The organism is Qipengyuania triglochinis (assembly GCF_054655615.1).
On sequence record NZ_BAAHND010000001.1, the window covers coordinates 999,799 to 1,013,661 of the forward strand.

The window sequence follows — 13,863 nt, forward strand, 5'->3', positions numbered from 1 at the left end:
GCGAGCGAAGCGCGGCGATCCATGGGGTGAATTTGCGAATGCCGTTACAACACACGATGGATTGCTTCGCCTTCGGCTCGCAATGACGGGAGCAATCCAACGAAATCTTGACCCGAGGACCGGATGGTGTGGCTCAGCCCCACCCCTCGAACCGGACAGCCTCGTCCAACCTGGCGCGCTTTACGTCGAAATTGTTCACCGCCGCATCCGGATCGCGATAGCCGATCGCCATGCCGCAGAAGAAGATGTGATCCTCGGGAATTTCCACCATCTCGCGGATTTGCGGCGAATAGACCGCCCAGGCTTCCTGGAAACAGCTGTCGAGCCCTTCCTCGCGCAGCAGCAGCGCGATGGTCTGCAGCCACATGCCGATGTCGCTCCACTGCGGAGGGCCCATATATTTGGGCGTGTGGATCAGCATCAGCACAGGCGCCCCGAAAGCGCGGAAGTTCTCGGCAAACCACATCAGCCGCTTGCCCTTCTCCTCGCGCGAAATGTCGAGCGCGCCGTACAGATCCTCGCCCACGCCGAAACGGCGCTGTTCATAGGCCCCGTCCAGTTCGGGCGGGTAGATGTGATATTCGGGTTTGTGCGCCTCGCGCCCCTTGGGAAATTCCTGCGCAATCCGGTCGAACAGTGCCTGCATCGGCTCCCCGGTCAGCACCACACCATGCCACGGCTGCGTATTCCCGCCCGAAGGCGACCGTTGCGCCTTTTCGAGCACGCCGATGAGGCTTTCACGATCCACTGGCTGGTCGGTGAACTTGCGGATCGAGCGGCGGGTCTGGACGGCTTCAGTGGGGGTCATTCGGTACTTTCGGAAGGCTCGAAGGACACGCGAGCTGACTTGGCGAAAATTGAGCCTCCGCCCCCGTAGACATCGTCGAATGCGAGCTCGATATCACCAATCTCTGCCAACGAGTTTGACGGTAACTGTTCTTGGCTGATTACCTTCCGGAAGCCCATTTCGAGAATTTGCGTGGGGAATTTCCCTTCCAGCGCAGCACCAGTTACATCCTTCAATTCTATCGTGACAGTCGCTTGGCGGTCCTGAATATAGAATCCATTCTCATCCACTTCACTGGTCATTCGAAATGCAGCAACGATGAGCTTCGCATCCCCGGCTTCAAAGGTCGCAGCTACGATCTCGTCGTCATGAAACGTGGTGGAAAAGCCAAACCAGTGGTGAAGGTCTTTTCCACCTTCCAGTCCCGTTAGTACTTCGGGATCGATATTCCAGAAAGTCTCCTGAAGGAGTGAGCAAGGCATCACCCCTCCACCTCAAACAACCCCGCAAGCTGCTCGATAATCGTCCCGCCGAGCTGTTCCACATCCATGATCGTCACCGCGCGCTTGTAATAGCGGGTCACGTCATGGCCGATGCCGATGGCGACCAGTTGCACGGGGGACTGTTTTTCGATCCAGTCGATCACCTTGCGCAGATGGCTTTCGAGATAGCCTGCCTGGTTCACGCTCAGCGTGCTGTCGTCCACCGGGGCGCCATCCGAAATCACCATCAGGATGCGGCGGTCTTCGGGGCGAGCGAGCAGACGGGTATGCGCCCATAGCAGCGCCTCGCCGTCGATGTTTTCCTTCAGCAGCCCCTCGCGCATCATTAGGCCGAGGTTGCGGCGGGCGCGGCGCCAGGGTTCATCAGCCTTTTTGTAGATGATGTGGCGCAGATCGTTGAGGCGGCCCGGGTCGGCGGGACGGCCATCGGCCAGCCATGCCTCGCGGCTTTGTCCGCCCTTCCACGCGCGGGTGGTGAAGCCGAGGATTTCAGTCTTCACGCCGCAGCGTTCCAGCGTGCGCGCCATGATATCGGCGCTGATCGCAGCGATACTGATCGGCCGCCCGCGCATGGAGCCGGAATTGTCGATCAGCAGCGTGACGACCGTGTCCTTGAACTCGGTATCGCGCTCCATCTTGTAGCTCAGCGCATGGCCGGGGCTGACGACTACGCGGGTGAGGCGCGCTGCATCGAGCATGCCTTCTTCCTGGTCGAAATCCCAGCTGCGGTTCTGCTGCGCCATGAGGCGGCGCTGGAGGCGGTTGGCCAGCCGCGTGACGATGCCCTGCAGGCCTGCCAGCTGGCTGTCGAGATAGGTACGCAGCCGGTCCAGTTCTTCGTGATCGCACAGCTCGGGCGCTTCGATCACTTCGTCGAACTTGCTGGTGTATTCGCGATAGTCGAAATCTTCGGGCAGATCGGTCCACGGGCGGTTCGGGCGGACGGGCTGCATGCCCTCGCCTTCCTCGTCAGACGGATCGCCGTCGTCCATTTCCTGCTCGCCCTCGGCGTCCTGTTCGGCATCGCCATCGGCCTCGCCGTCAACGACTTCGCCGCGCGCGTCGCTTTCCTGCGGCTGGGCCTCGCCCTCGTCTTCCTCGTCGGAATCCTGATCTTCTTCGGGGGCTTCGCCTTCCTCGTCATCGCCATCGTCGCGGCCCTCATCCTCGGGCGTGTCGGGCAGCGTGAGTTCGAGATGCCGCAGCATGTCGAGCGTGAGATCCTGAAAGGCGCGCTGGTCGTCCAGTGCACCGGCCAGATCTTCCATGTCGGAACGGATGCGGCCGAGGATTTCCTCGCGCACCATGTCCACGCCGTGCCGGGCGCGCTCGGGAATAGCCTCGCCCGTCAAAGCCTCGCGCAGCATGAGCGAGAGCGCGGTCGGCAGCGGCACTTCCTTCGCCTCGGTGGCGCGGGCGATCGGGTCGGATGCGGTGCGCAGTTCTACCGCCGAATCCAGATTGGCCTTCATCCCCGAATATCGGGTGGAGCCGACCGCTTCATAACGCACCCGCTCGATCGCATCGTAACAGGCACGCGCGATCGGTTCGGGAGGTGCGCCCTTGGCATGAACGCTTTCGTTGTGATGCCGCAGCTTCAGCGCGAAACTGTCGGCGAAACCGCGCGCCTCCCGCGCCTGTTCGGGCGGGAGGGTGCGGCCCGGCAGTGGCACGCGGAAGTTCTTGCCCGACTGGGTCGGACTATCCGCGCTCCAGGCGACCTCGACCTCGGGTTCTTGCGCGATTGCGCGGGCCGTGCCGGTCAGCGCCTGCTTGAACAGGTCGAGGGGAGTCTGGTCTGCCATGGTTTCCTAGTTAGGACGTCGGGATCGTCTGGCCAGTCTTTTCCCAATCGGCGACGAAACCTTCGATGCCCTTGTCGGTCAGGATGTGCTTGAACAGCCCCTTGATCACTGCGGGCGGCATGGTGGCAACATCGGCGCCGATCAGCGCGCTTTTCAGCACGTGGACCGGGTTGCGGATGCTGGCGACGAGGATTTCGGTGCCGAAATCGTAATTGTCATAGATGCGACGGATGTCGGCGATCAGTTCCATTCCGTCGAAGCCATTATCGTCATGGCGGCCCACGAAAGGCGAAACGAAGGTGGCCCCGGCCTTGGCAGCCAGCAGGGCCTGATTGGCCGAGAAGCAGAGGGTGACGTTGACCTTGGTGCCGTCGCTCGTCAGCTTCTTGCAGGTTTTCAGGCCGTCGATCGTCAGCGGAACCTTGATGCAGACATTGTCGGCGATCTTCCGCAGCGTTTCGGCTTCCTTCATCATGGTGTCATGATCGAGCGCGACGACTTCGGCGCTGACCGGGCCATCCACGAGGTCGCAGATTTCCTTGGTCACTTCCATGAAATCGCGGCCCGACTTGGCGATCAGCGAAGGGTTGGTGGTCACGCCATCGAGCAGGCCGGTGTCGGCCATTTCCTTGATGTCGGCGATGTCGGCAGTGTCGACGAAAAATTTCATGTGTTCAGGCTCCGGGGAAGCGATTTGCGATTCCCCGGCAGCCTTAGCGATGTGGGTGCGCGGCGGCTAGAGGCGCGACGCCGTGCCGAAGGTCCCGATGATCAGCGGATCGCGGGTGGATTGCGGATCGCGGCGGATGGCCGCTTCTTCCAGCCCGATCTCGCGCCAGATCGTATCGTCCAGATTATTGGCGAAACGCGTGGTCGCATCGGCGATATTGGGTCCGGCCAGCGCGGACAGGAGTTCGCCCACCAGCGGATCCTGCGCCACGCGCATGGCATCGCCCAGTTCGGGCACCATCGCATCGATCAGCGTCCGGCCCATCGAATCGCGCAGGAAGGCAGTCGCGGCGGTCGGCCCGCCGTTCACCAGATCGATCGCATTGCGCACGCCGATGGTGCGCACGGCATCGGTCACCAACGGCGCGGCGCGTTCGGCGCCTTCATAGGCGATGTCGGCAAAGGCATCCTGCAGGCGGTTCTTGAACAGCGCGGAAGTGAGGATGCGCGACAGCACATCGCCGCGCGTGCCGAGCAGATTGTTGAGGCCCAGCGTGGCGACCTGCTGATCCCAGAACCCGCCCGAATTGAGCATGCGCCCGAAAGCGCGGTCAGTGGAGAGGAACAGGATACGCTGGACCGCATCGACCATGCTGAAGCCCGGCAAGCTGGCACAGCCCGCCAGCGCCAACCCTGCCCCGCCAAACGTAATCCCGCCAAGAAAGGCACGCCGCCCGCGTTTTTGATCAAGGATCGTCTCACCAAGGATCGCGGGTTTCACGAGAATATCGGTCATTTTATCACTCCTCACAAAGTCCCACCCTTGTTTCCTGCACTCTAGGCCGCCCATATGGCGCCTGAATGAACCGCGTCCGCTGCCTCGTCCTCAATGCCGCGCTGGGCCCACTCGACTACAAGGTGCCGGATGGCATGAAAGTCGAACTCGGCCAGGTGGTGGAATGCCCGCTTGGGCCGCGCACCGTGATCGGGATCGTCTGGGAGGCTGAACGGCTTCCCGGCACGGACGTTCCGGCAGAGAAATTGCGGCAGCTCAGGGGTTTGTATCCGATACCGCCCTTCAGTGCGCCGCTGCGGCGGCTGATCGAGTGGACTGCGGACTATTATGTCGCATCGCTGGCCAGCGTGGCGCGCATGGCGCTGTCTTCGGGCGGGGCGCTGAAAGGTCCGGCCAGCATCACCGAATACCGGCTGACCGGCGGCATGCCCGAACGCATGACCCCGCAGCGGCAGGCCGCAATGGAAGCGCTGGAGGAAGAACAGGCGACGATCCGCGAACTGGCGGGGATCGCGGGCGTCTCCGAAGGCGTGCTGCGGGGCCTCGTTAACCAGGGTGTGCTGGAACCGGTGGAGGTAGATTGCGATCGCCCCTATCCCGAAGCGCGGCCCGATTTCGCGCAGGTGGAATTGAGCGATCAGCAGCGCGAGGCTTCGGAGCTGTTTGCCAGCGCGGTTCGCGAAGAGAAGTTTGCGCCCTTCCTGCTCGACGGGGTAACCGGGTCGGGCAAGACCGAAACCTATTTCGAACCGGTGGCAGAGGCGCTGCGCATGGGGCGGCAGGTGCTGGTCCTGCTGCCAGAAATCGCGCTGACCGAGAATTTCCTGCACCGCTTCGAAGAACGCTTCGGCACGGTGCCGGTGCTGTGGCACTCCTCGCTCAAGTCGACCGAGCGGCGGCGGGCATGGCGGGCCGTGGCCAGCGGGGAAGCGCAAGTGGTGGTGGGCGCGCGCTCGGCGCTGTTCCTGCCCTTCGCCCGGCTCGGCCTGATCGTGGTCGACGAAGCGCATGAAACCAGCTTCAAGCAGGAAGACGGCGTGCGCTACAATGCGCGCGACGTGGCCGTGATGCGCGCCCATTTCGAGAAATTCCCGATCATCCTCGCCAGCGCCACCCCCGCACTGGAAAGCCTGCAGATGGCCGAAAGCGGGATCTACCGGAAGGTCGATCTGCCCAGCCGGTTCGGCGGCGCGCAATTGCCCAGCATCGACATAGTCGACCTGACCGAAGAAAAGCCGCCGCAGGGCATGTGGCTGGCGCAGCGGCTGGTGGACGGGGTCGCCGAACGGCTGGAACGCGGGGAGCAATCGCTCCTGTTCCTCAACCGCCGCGGCTATGCCCCGCTGACCCTGTGCCGCAACTGCGGGTTCCGCTACCAATGCCCCAATTGCAGCGCGTGGCTGGTGGAGCACCGCTTTACCCGCCGCCTCGCCTGCCATCACTGCGGCCATGAAGCGCCCAGCCCCGCTGCCTGCCAGGAATGCGGCGAGCCCGACTGCCTCGTCGCCTGCGGCCCGGGGGTGGAGCGGATTGCAGACGAAGTAGCCGAGCGGCTTCCCGAAGCGCGCGTGTTCGTGGCGACATCGGACACGCTCAATTCGCCCGGGCGGGCGGCAGAGTTCATCGCACAGGTCGATGCGGGAGAGATCGACGTGATCGTCGGCACGCAGCTCGTCACCAAGGGCTTCCACTTTCCCGAACTAACGCTGGTCGGCGTGGTCGATGCCGATCTCGGCCTCGAAGGCGGCGATCTGCGCGCGGGCGAACGGACCTATCAGCAGGTCGCGCAGGTGGCGGGCCGTGCGGGCCGCGGGGCAAAACCGGGCGAAGTGCTGATCCAGACCCGCCATCCCGAAGCCAGCGTCATCGCCGCGCTCGCCGCCGGGGACCGTGATGCCTTCTACTCCGCCGAAACCGAAATGCGCCGCGATGCCGGCGCCCCGCCCTTTGGCCGCTGGGCCTCGATCATCGTGTCTTCCGAAGACGAATCCGAAGCCCGCGAGGCTGCCCGCCGCATCGGCGATCTGCGCCCCGATGTGCCCGACTGCATGATCCTCGGCCCCGCCCCCGCCCCCATGGCGCAGCTGCGCGGCCGCTACCGCTACCGCCTGCTGATGAACGCGCGGCGCAGCGTGCAATTGCAGGACGTCATCCGCAACTGGCTGGGCCGCATCGACCACCCGCCCGGCGTGCGCGTGGCAGTGGATGTAGATCCCTACAGTTTCGTTTGAACTGGCAAGATGTCCGCTGTATCGCCGAATAGATAATTGGGGGTCACAGGGGTTTTCGCATGCGTTTTCTTATCTCAATCCTTGTAGCAATCGGCGTTTTTCTTTCCGCGCCTGCTTTGGCAGCTAGCGATGACCTTTGGAAAAGAGCAGAAACCGATCATTTCGTAATCTATTCGCCCGGCGAGACGGAAGAACTCGTCGATTTTGCCCGCGAGCTTGAACAATTCGATGGCCTACTGCGCTTCTGGTTCCGCAAGGCCTCGCGCAACGGTACCGACAAGATCGACATCTATCTGATGGACCACAGCCGCCAAGTAGCGAGGCTACTCGACAGGCGCGGCGTTGCCGGCTTCTACTCTCCCGAGGCGGAAGGCACTTATGCTGTGGCTCATCGTGGACGCGCCGGTATGCGCTCGCTCGACGGACAAACCGCCTTGTTTCACGAATACGCGCACCACTTCATGTATAATGAGTTTTCCCTGCCGATCCCGGCCTGGTTACGCGAAGGCTTCGCCGAATTTCTCGCAACGACTGAATTCGATAATGACGGTAGCTGGACCTACGGAAAACCTGCCTCTCATCGCGGCATCGAGCTCCGCCGTTTCGACGATCCACAGATCGAGCGGCTGCTAAGTTGGCCGAGCAAGACAGATGATCGAAAGAAGATCATCGCCGGTTTCTACGGCTGGTCGTGGGCACTGACCCACATGCTCTATACCGATCCGGATCAGGGCGCGCGTATTACAGCGTATATCGACCGCCTCGCAGCCGGGGAGCAACTGCTGCCTGCGGCCGAAGCTGTTTTTGGTGATCTCCAGCTGCTCGAAAACAGATTGCACAGGCATGTCGATCGCGAGATCGAATTCGCGGTTTCGACTGAACCCTTTTCCTGGTCTGATGAGGTTGATGTCAGCGAGCTTGGGGCGGACCAAAGCCGTATGCTCGAATTGCGTCTGCGCCGCCGAGGTGGCGGCGACCTCGCTGATGTACGCGACGACCTTGTCAGGTTCGCGGAGCAGGACGGCGTTAAAGCCGATGCCTACGCCGAACTGGCAATGGCAGAATTTGAACTCGAAGAACGAGAGCGCTGGGAGCACAGGGTCAAGAACAAAGACGACGATGGTTATCGAGAGCTCGGCGGGCCCTGGTTCCTTGCTGCTGAGGAAGCGGCCGACAAGGCTCTCGCTATTGATACGAACCATGTCCGCGCTAACATTGCTAAGGGCCGTATCCTGCTCCACCGGCTAGTCGAAGAAGAGCGTCCCACCGGCCACGACGACTGGAAAAAGGCCCGAAGGTATTTGCAAATTGCGAACAAAGCTGCCCCGGACAATACCGAGGCTCTCTATCGGTTTGCACACAGCTTCACACAGGAAAAGCGCGAAGGGCAGATGATGTTCGACGCCTATGGCGCAGCCTTTGTGCGCGCTCCGCAAGTCGGCACGTTCCGTATTGCACTCGCTTATGACCTTGCACGGCAAGGTCGGTACGACGAGGGTATCGCACTGCTGCAGATGCTGGCGAACGATCCCCACTATCCCGAAGCTGGCCAAAAGGCAGTCGAGCGGATCGAAACCATGCGCGAAACCGGAGCGAAATTTCCTCCTGCATCAACCTATGGAGACGAGGAGGAAGATGGGCGCGACTGACGCGCGTTCTTCCTGATCGGTCGGGACACCTTTAGTGCCATTTCCGTTAAGAGCGCATGGTACAGAGTTCCGACGGCCCCGTTCTCGTTCCGATCCTTGGCGACCAGCTCACCCGCAACCTCGCCTCGATCCGGGGTCGCACCAAGGACGATACCGTCATCCTGATGATGGAGGTCTGGGACGAGGCGACCTATGTAAAACATCACAAGCAGAAGGTCGTGTTGATCTTTTCCGCCATGCGTCATTTCGCCGGAGAGTTGCGCGATGCCGGATGGACGGTCGATTACGTGAAGCTGGATGCCGAGGGCAATTCCGGCAACTTCACCGGCGAGGTGGCCCGCGCGATCGAGGAGCATTCGCCGCGGCTCGTCAGCGTGGTCGAGGCAGGCGAGTGGCGCGTGCGCGAGGAGATGGACCAGTGGGCGGACAAGTTCGCCTGCGAGGTCGAAATCCTGCGCGACGATCGCTTCATCTGCACGCAGGCCGAATTCGACGACTGGGCGGAGGATCGCGACACGCTGCGCATGGAGTATTTCTACCGCGAGATGCGCCGCAAGACGGGCCTGCTGATGGACGCTGACGGCAAGCCCGAAGGCGGCGAATGGAATTACGACAGCGAAAACCGCAAGCCGCCCAAGGAAGGCCTGTCCGCCCCCGAACGCCCCAAGTTCGAACCCGACGCAATCACGCAAGCCTGCATCGAGCTGGTCGAAAGCCGCTTCGGCGATCACTTCGGCAGCCTCGACGCATTCCACTGGCCGGTCACACGTGACGAGGCAGAGGAAGCCGTCGATGCCTTTTTCGCCGAACGGATCGAACGCTTCGGCCCCTATCAGGACGCGATGGTCGCGGGCGAGGACGACCTGTTCCACTCCATGCTCTCGACCAGCATCAATCTCGGCCTGCTCGACCCGCTCGAACTGTGCCAACGCGCCGAGCAATCCTATCGCGATGGCAAGGCCCCGATCAATTCGGTCGAAGGCTTCATCCGCCAGATCATCGGCTGGCGCGAATATGTGCGCGGCTTCTACTGGCACCAGATGCCGCATCTGCAGAAGGCCAATGCGCTCAACGCCCAGCGCGGCCTGCCCGACTTCTACTGGACCGGCGAAACCGACATGGCCTGCCTTGCCGATTGCATCTGCTCCACCCGCGACAATGCCCATGCCCACCATATCCAGCGCCTGATGGTGCTGGGCAATTTCGCCCTCCTGGCGGGCATCGACCCGCGCGCGGTGCAGGACTGGTATCTGGTCGTCTATGCCGATGCCTATGAATGGGTCGAGCTGCCCAATGTGGCGGCGATGATCCTCTATGCCGATGGCGGGAAGCTGGCCTCCAAACCCTATGCTGCCAGCGGCAATTACATCAACAAGATGAGCAATTACTGCTCCGGCTGCACCTATTCGCCATCGAAGAAGACCGGCGAAGGCGCCTGCCCGTTCAACCCGCTCTACTGGCACTTCATGGACCGCCACCGCGAACGGCTGGAGAAGAACCACCGCATCGGCCGGATCTATTCCACCTGGGACCGCATGGATGCAGACCGGCGGCAGGAATATCTAGACAGCGCCGAGGCGTTTCTGGACACGCTCACCCCGGCCGACAGCAGCTGGGCGCGCAACTGAGCCTTTCGCTAGGCCGCCTGCGCCTCCGCATCCTCGCGCTTCAGGACCTTGTGCTTCGTTTCCTCCAGCCCGTGCTTCCAGTAGCTGGAGATGTAGAGATCATCGCCGCCGAGGCGGAGTTCGCCCCGGAAGAAGTCGCGCAAGGCCCGCATGGAGGAGAACTCGCAGGCCGCCCATGCAGCGACATTGCCATCGGGTAGCTCGACCGCCCGCAGTGCATCGACCAGCAGATCGGGCGCAAGGCCCGGCTGCGGGTTCACGACCCACTCGATCGTCACGCCCGACGGCGCATCGAGCCGCTGGCGATCCTCCTCCGACTGGAGTTCGATCGCGACATGGCCGCGAGCCCTGCGGTCGAGCGCTTCGAGATTGACGCCGATCGCCGGCAGGGCCGTCATGTCACCCGCGACGAGGTAGAAATCGCGCCCCGCCGGCAAGGGCTTGGCCGGTCCCGGCCCGCCGATCCGGACCGTATCGCCCTGCTTCGCAGCCAGCGCAAACCGGGTCGCGGGGCCTGCCGCCTCCCCGCCATGCAGCGCGAAATCGACCACCAGTGCTTCGGGCGTCTGGCGGCGGATGGTATATGTCCGCACGATCGGGCGCTCTCCCTCACCGGGCAACATCAGCTTGATATACCCGCCCGCCTGGCCTTCGGGAAAGCCCGCCAGCCCCGCCCCGCCGAGCGAGAGCCTGTGCATGGAGGGCGAGAGAGTTTCGGTGCTCAACACTTCGAGCGTGCGTGGTTCCGGTCTGCTTGTCATCCCGCCCATTTATTGCGAACCATTCGCAATTCAAGGCTGTGCCGCGTTATCTCTCCTGCCTTCCCCCGAAACGGAAAGCGTGGGCGAGACCGGGGGCGTGGAGACCGGCAGCGCCTTGCCCGTCCGGCGGCGCACCCACCAGGGCTGCACGATATGGCCGATGCGGGCAGCCTTCACGAGCAGCCAAATGCCCGTTGCCGTCGCCACCACCATGGCGATGGCGGAGGCTTCCAGCCCGAAGGCCCCGCCCGAAATCAGCGGGTCGCCCACGGGTTTGGCATCGACCAGGCCGTCTACCGCAATGCCCGAAACCGATACGTCCCAGATATAGCCCTGCACCACGTTCCAGCCCCAGTGCAACCCGATGGCGAGCCACAGATTGCGCGTCAGCATATAGGCCGCGCCCAGCAGGATGCCCGCCTCCAGTGCGATGGCGAGCCCCGCAAGCAGCGTGCCGTTGGGATTGCTCCAGTGAACGAGGCCGAACACCAGCGCCGAGATCAGCAGGGCGATCCAGCTGCCGAAGAACTCCTCCAGAAAGCGGAAGATCACGCCGCGGAACAGGATCTCCTCGAAGAAGGCGGCCTGAAATCCCGCCATCAGCAACAGCATCAGGAAGGAGGTACTGCCGCCCCAGCCGTCAATCCGGTATGCGCCCAGCAGCGCGGCGATGCCGACCATCAGGCTCATCAGTACGGCAGCGAACAGCAGGCCGACGAAGAAGTCGCGCGCGCGGCCATCGAAAGGCAGATCGTCGCGCGGCTCCGCCCCCAGATAGCGCAGCGAGAATTTGGCCACCATCACCGCGGCTATGGCCAGGAGGATCGCGGAGAGATAGTCGCTCAGCCAGACGGGCGCCGTCTCCATGTCGGGAATTCCGGCAATCGCCGCGACGGCGTAGAGGATAAGGCCGACGGTGATGCCGGCGACGACGAAGCTCAGCAGGCCGGATAACAGCGCGATCAGCGGGAAATCGAAGAACCGCCGCGCTTTCGATTTGCCGGTCTGTACTTTCGCCGTTTCAGGCTGTTCCTGCGGTGTGATTGTCTCGTCCATATCGACCCTTCCCTTCATTCGGCGAATTCAACGACGCGCGCTGCCCCTGTCAATCGCCATCGGCTTCGAACAGCACGCGAGCGTGACACCGACAGGGGCTTTTTGAAAAACTCGCCCCTGCCCCGCGAACCCCTGTTTTCCGCGGGGTGGAGCGATGTTTTCCAGCCCCGCCCTGTCAACTTCCGCAAACCGCTCTGCCCCAACCCCTCGGGGCAGGAGGATGCGCTGATTAGGAAACGTTGAAGGGCCGTGCGTGTCATTCACAGGCAGATTGCAGAAATCGGCAGTGTAGGAAAACGGGTTTTGTAAAAGGCCCGAAGAATTCAGCGCCCGCTATTCGCCAGACCGGCCGAGATTGACAGATGTCGGGCCCGCCGCGCAAAAGGTTGCCAAGCTTTCTTCTGTCAGCCTGACGATCCTTTCGGCAATCCTCGTGCTGCTTCCCGATCCGTCGACTGCGGAGCCCGATGCGCTTGCGGGGATGGTCCTCGAAGGCCGCAACCACCGGCCCATCGCCAGCCAGGAGATCCAATTGCCGCAATATATGAGGCGCGACACGCTCCTCATCCTGACCGAGGAGCCCGTGGAGCAAGACGGCTTTTGTCTGCGGACCCGCTGGCTTGCGGGTATCGCGCGAGCGGGCGAGGAGAATGGCGCGCCTACCTGGTGGTTCGACCGGAGGAGGGGCGCAAGCGCAGAGCGTGAGGTAGCACTTCCCCACGAGGACGGTGCCTGCTCCGACAAGGGCTACGTCCGCCTGATCGGAACAGAGGCAGCGTCCCCGGACCGCGCCGCTTGGGCGCTTGGCCGTCTCGACGCCTATCTGAAGGATGCGGAAAGCTTCACCATGCGATGCGCGGCGCAAGACCCCCTCCAGCCAGAATGCGACAACCCCGCCAGACTGCGCGCGCGGCTGGCCAATCCAAATCCGCGGGCGATATTGCCGGGTCGGGACGGCGCCCAAATCCGGATCGACAGCATGACCGATCTGACGATCCGTTATGACGAACCCGACACGCTGGACGTCGATCTCCACCGGCCAGTGTCATTTTGAATGCTGGCGGCTACGGGCCGAAATGCCCTTGCTATTGGCTTGCGCCTTTTTCCTGCGCGCCTAAAGGTTTCGCGCCCGACGAGCCGACAATATTCGGTTATGTAATGCGGCGGAAATACGTAAAAAGTATTTGGTCATCATCAAAGTAAGCAGAAAAATTCCGCCCGATATTTATAGAAAGCTCTATCCATGATTGGTCTCTCACTTATTTTCTTGGGCCAGTTGGTAGTTTCCACCAATGAGCCACAGCGTGCCGAAGTCTGGGAAGAAACCTATCGTGCGGAATGTCCGGGGAATTCGTTGACGATCGCCCGTAGGATCGAGGATCCCGTCAGCCCGCCGGTAGTGACATTGAACGGCAAAGACGTTTCCGAGGCATCCGGCTTAGCCGAAGAACTGGGAGTGAGTGGCGCCGCTTATCGCATGTCGTTCCTGTGCTCTTCTTCCGACGAGGACGTGCTGTTACTCCGGTGGGTCCGCGGTCTGGCCGGCGATGACGGAACCGTTTCCTACCGGTCAGGCGCCGCTTCCTTCTCCAGAGATGAAGTGCTGGATGTCGAGGCGAGTGATGTAAGCGAAAGTGATTTCTGGTATCGCTAGCCGGCGCTGTTGGCTCAGCGGCGATACTAGAATTATCGCATGCCGCTTGGCGCATCAAGGGTTGTTCAGCAAATTGGGCTGAAGAAGATCCGGGCGTTTGCCACTCGCAACGACCACCAGCTCAGCGGACCCGCTCCGAAGAGCGTGATCTATTTTGAGGGAATACCCGACGGCGGAACCGCGGTCATTCGTTCACCAAATCAAAACCCGACCGCATTCACGCCGGAGAAAAGTCTGGAATTGGTCAACGGAAATCTGACCAGCTGCGATCGGCTGGACGATCGCGACTGGATTTGCACGTTCGGCTGACGGGCGAATTGATGG

At 62.3% G+C, this 13,863-nt stretch carries 13 protein-coding genes; 6 read left to right on the top strand and 7 right to left on the bottom strand.

The window, feature by feature from the left end; genetic code table 11:
• Nucleotides 1-133: 133 nt before the first annotated feature.
• The 5 genes from ACYQ0G_RS04985 to ACYQ0G_RS05005 form a co-directional block, all read right to left on the bottom strand.
• Complete coding sequence (locus ACYQ0G_RS04985; protein ID WP_460100040.1) at nt 134-808, bottom strand: nitroreductase; 675 nt, start codon at nt 806-808, stop codon at nt 134-136.
• Nucleotides 805-1,269: a hypothetical protein gene (locus tag ACYQ0G_RS04990; protein ID WP_460100042.1), complete on the bottom strand. Its 465-nt coding sequence runs from the start codon at nt 1,267-1,269 to the stop codon at nt 805-807. Before ACYQ0G_RS04990 ends, ACYQ0G_RS04985 begins: the two co-directional genes overlap by 4 nt.
• Entirely contained in the window at nt 1,269-3,095 is a 1,827-nt protein-coding gene (gene cobT / locus ACYQ0G_RS04995; RefSeq protein ID WP_460100045.1) for a cobaltochelatase subunit CobT, read from the bottom strand. The genes ACYQ0G_RS04990 and cobT overlap by 1 nt, the downstream gene beginning before the upstream one ends.
• 10 nt (nt 3,096-3,105) lie before the next feature.
• On the bottom strand, nt 3,106-3,765 hold the full coding sequence (gene fsa / locus ACYQ0G_RS05000; RefSeq protein WP_460100048.1) for a fructose-6-phosphate aldolase: 660 nt from the start codon (nt 3,763-3,765) through the stop codon (nt 3,106-3,108).
• A 66-nt stretch (nt 3,766-3,831) separates the two neighbouring features.
• Nucleotides 3,832-4,560, bottom strand: coding sequence for a DUF4197 domain-containing protein (locus ACYQ0G_RS05005; RefSeq protein WP_460100051.1), 729 nt, complete (start codon nt 4,558-4,560; stop codon nt 3,832-3,834).
• Nucleotides 4,561-4,625: 65 nt separating this feature from the next.
• On the opposite strand from ACYQ0G_RS05005, the gene ACYQ0G_RS05010 reads away from it, so the two are divergent.
• The 3 genes from ACYQ0G_RS05010 to ACYQ0G_RS05020 are packed head-to-tail and all read left to right on the top strand — an operon-like array spanning nt 4,626 to nt 10,068.
• On the top strand, nt 4,626-6,791 hold the full coding sequence (locus ACYQ0G_RS05010; protein WP_460100053.1) for a primosomal protein N': 2,166 nt from the start codon (nt 4,626-4,628) through the stop codon (nt 6,789-6,791).
• A gap of 59 nt (nt 6,792-6,850) precedes the next feature.
• On the top strand, nt 6,851-8,440 hold the full coding sequence (locus tag ACYQ0G_RS05015; protein WP_460100056.1) for a hypothetical protein: 1,590 nt from the start codon (nt 6,851-6,853) through the stop codon (nt 8,438-8,440).
• A gap of 56 nt (nt 8,441-8,496) precedes the next feature.
• A complete protein-coding gene (locus ACYQ0G_RS05020) occupies nt 8,497-10,068 on the top strand; it encodes a cryptochrome/photolyase family protein (RefSeq protein WP_460100059.1) in 1,572 nt (523 codons plus the stop codon).
• Nucleotides 10,069-10,076: 8 nt separating this feature from the next.
• Here ACYQ0G_RS05020 and ACYQ0G_RS05025 read toward each other — a convergent pair whose 3' ends face one another.
• Nucleotides 10,077-10,829 (bottom strand): siderophore-interacting protein, encoded by a 753-nt coding sequence (locus ACYQ0G_RS05025; protein ID WP_460100061.1) that lies wholly within the window; start codon nt 10,827-10,829, stop codon nt 10,077-10,079.
• Between the two features lie 30 nt (nt 10,830-10,859).
• Nucleotides 10,860-11,885 carry a CPBP family intramembrane glutamic endopeptidase gene (locus ACYQ0G_RS05030; protein WP_460100064.1) on the bottom strand — a complete coding sequence of 342 codons (1,026 nt, stop codon included), beginning with the start codon at nt 11,883-11,885 and terminating at the stop codon, nt 10,860-10,862.
• Nucleotides 11,886-12,240: 355 nt separating this feature from the next.
• Here ACYQ0G_RS05030 and ACYQ0G_RS05035 point away from each other — a divergent pair, with 355 nt between their 5' ends.
• The 3 genes from ACYQ0G_RS05035 (at nt 12,241) to ACYQ0G_RS05045 (ending at nt 13,848) form a co-directional block, all read left to right on the top strand.
• Complete coding sequence (locus ACYQ0G_RS05035; protein WP_460100067.1) at nt 12,241-12,939, top strand: hypothetical protein; 699 nt, start codon at nt 12,241-12,243, stop codon at nt 12,937-12,939.
• Nucleotides 12,940-13,128: 189 nt separating this feature from the next.
• Nucleotides 13,129-13,539 carry a hypothetical protein gene (locus ACYQ0G_RS05040; protein ID WP_460100070.1) on the top strand — a complete coding sequence of 137 codons (411 nt, stop codon included), beginning with the start codon at nt 13,129-13,131 and terminating at the stop codon, nt 13,537-13,539.
• A 39-nt stretch (nt 13,540-13,578) separates the two neighbouring features.
• Nucleotides 13,579-13,848, top strand: coding sequence for a hypothetical protein (locus ACYQ0G_RS05045; RefSeq protein WP_460100072.1), 270 nt, complete (start codon nt 13,579-13,581; stop codon nt 13,846-13,848).
• Nucleotides 13,849-13,863 lie beyond the last annotated feature (15 nt).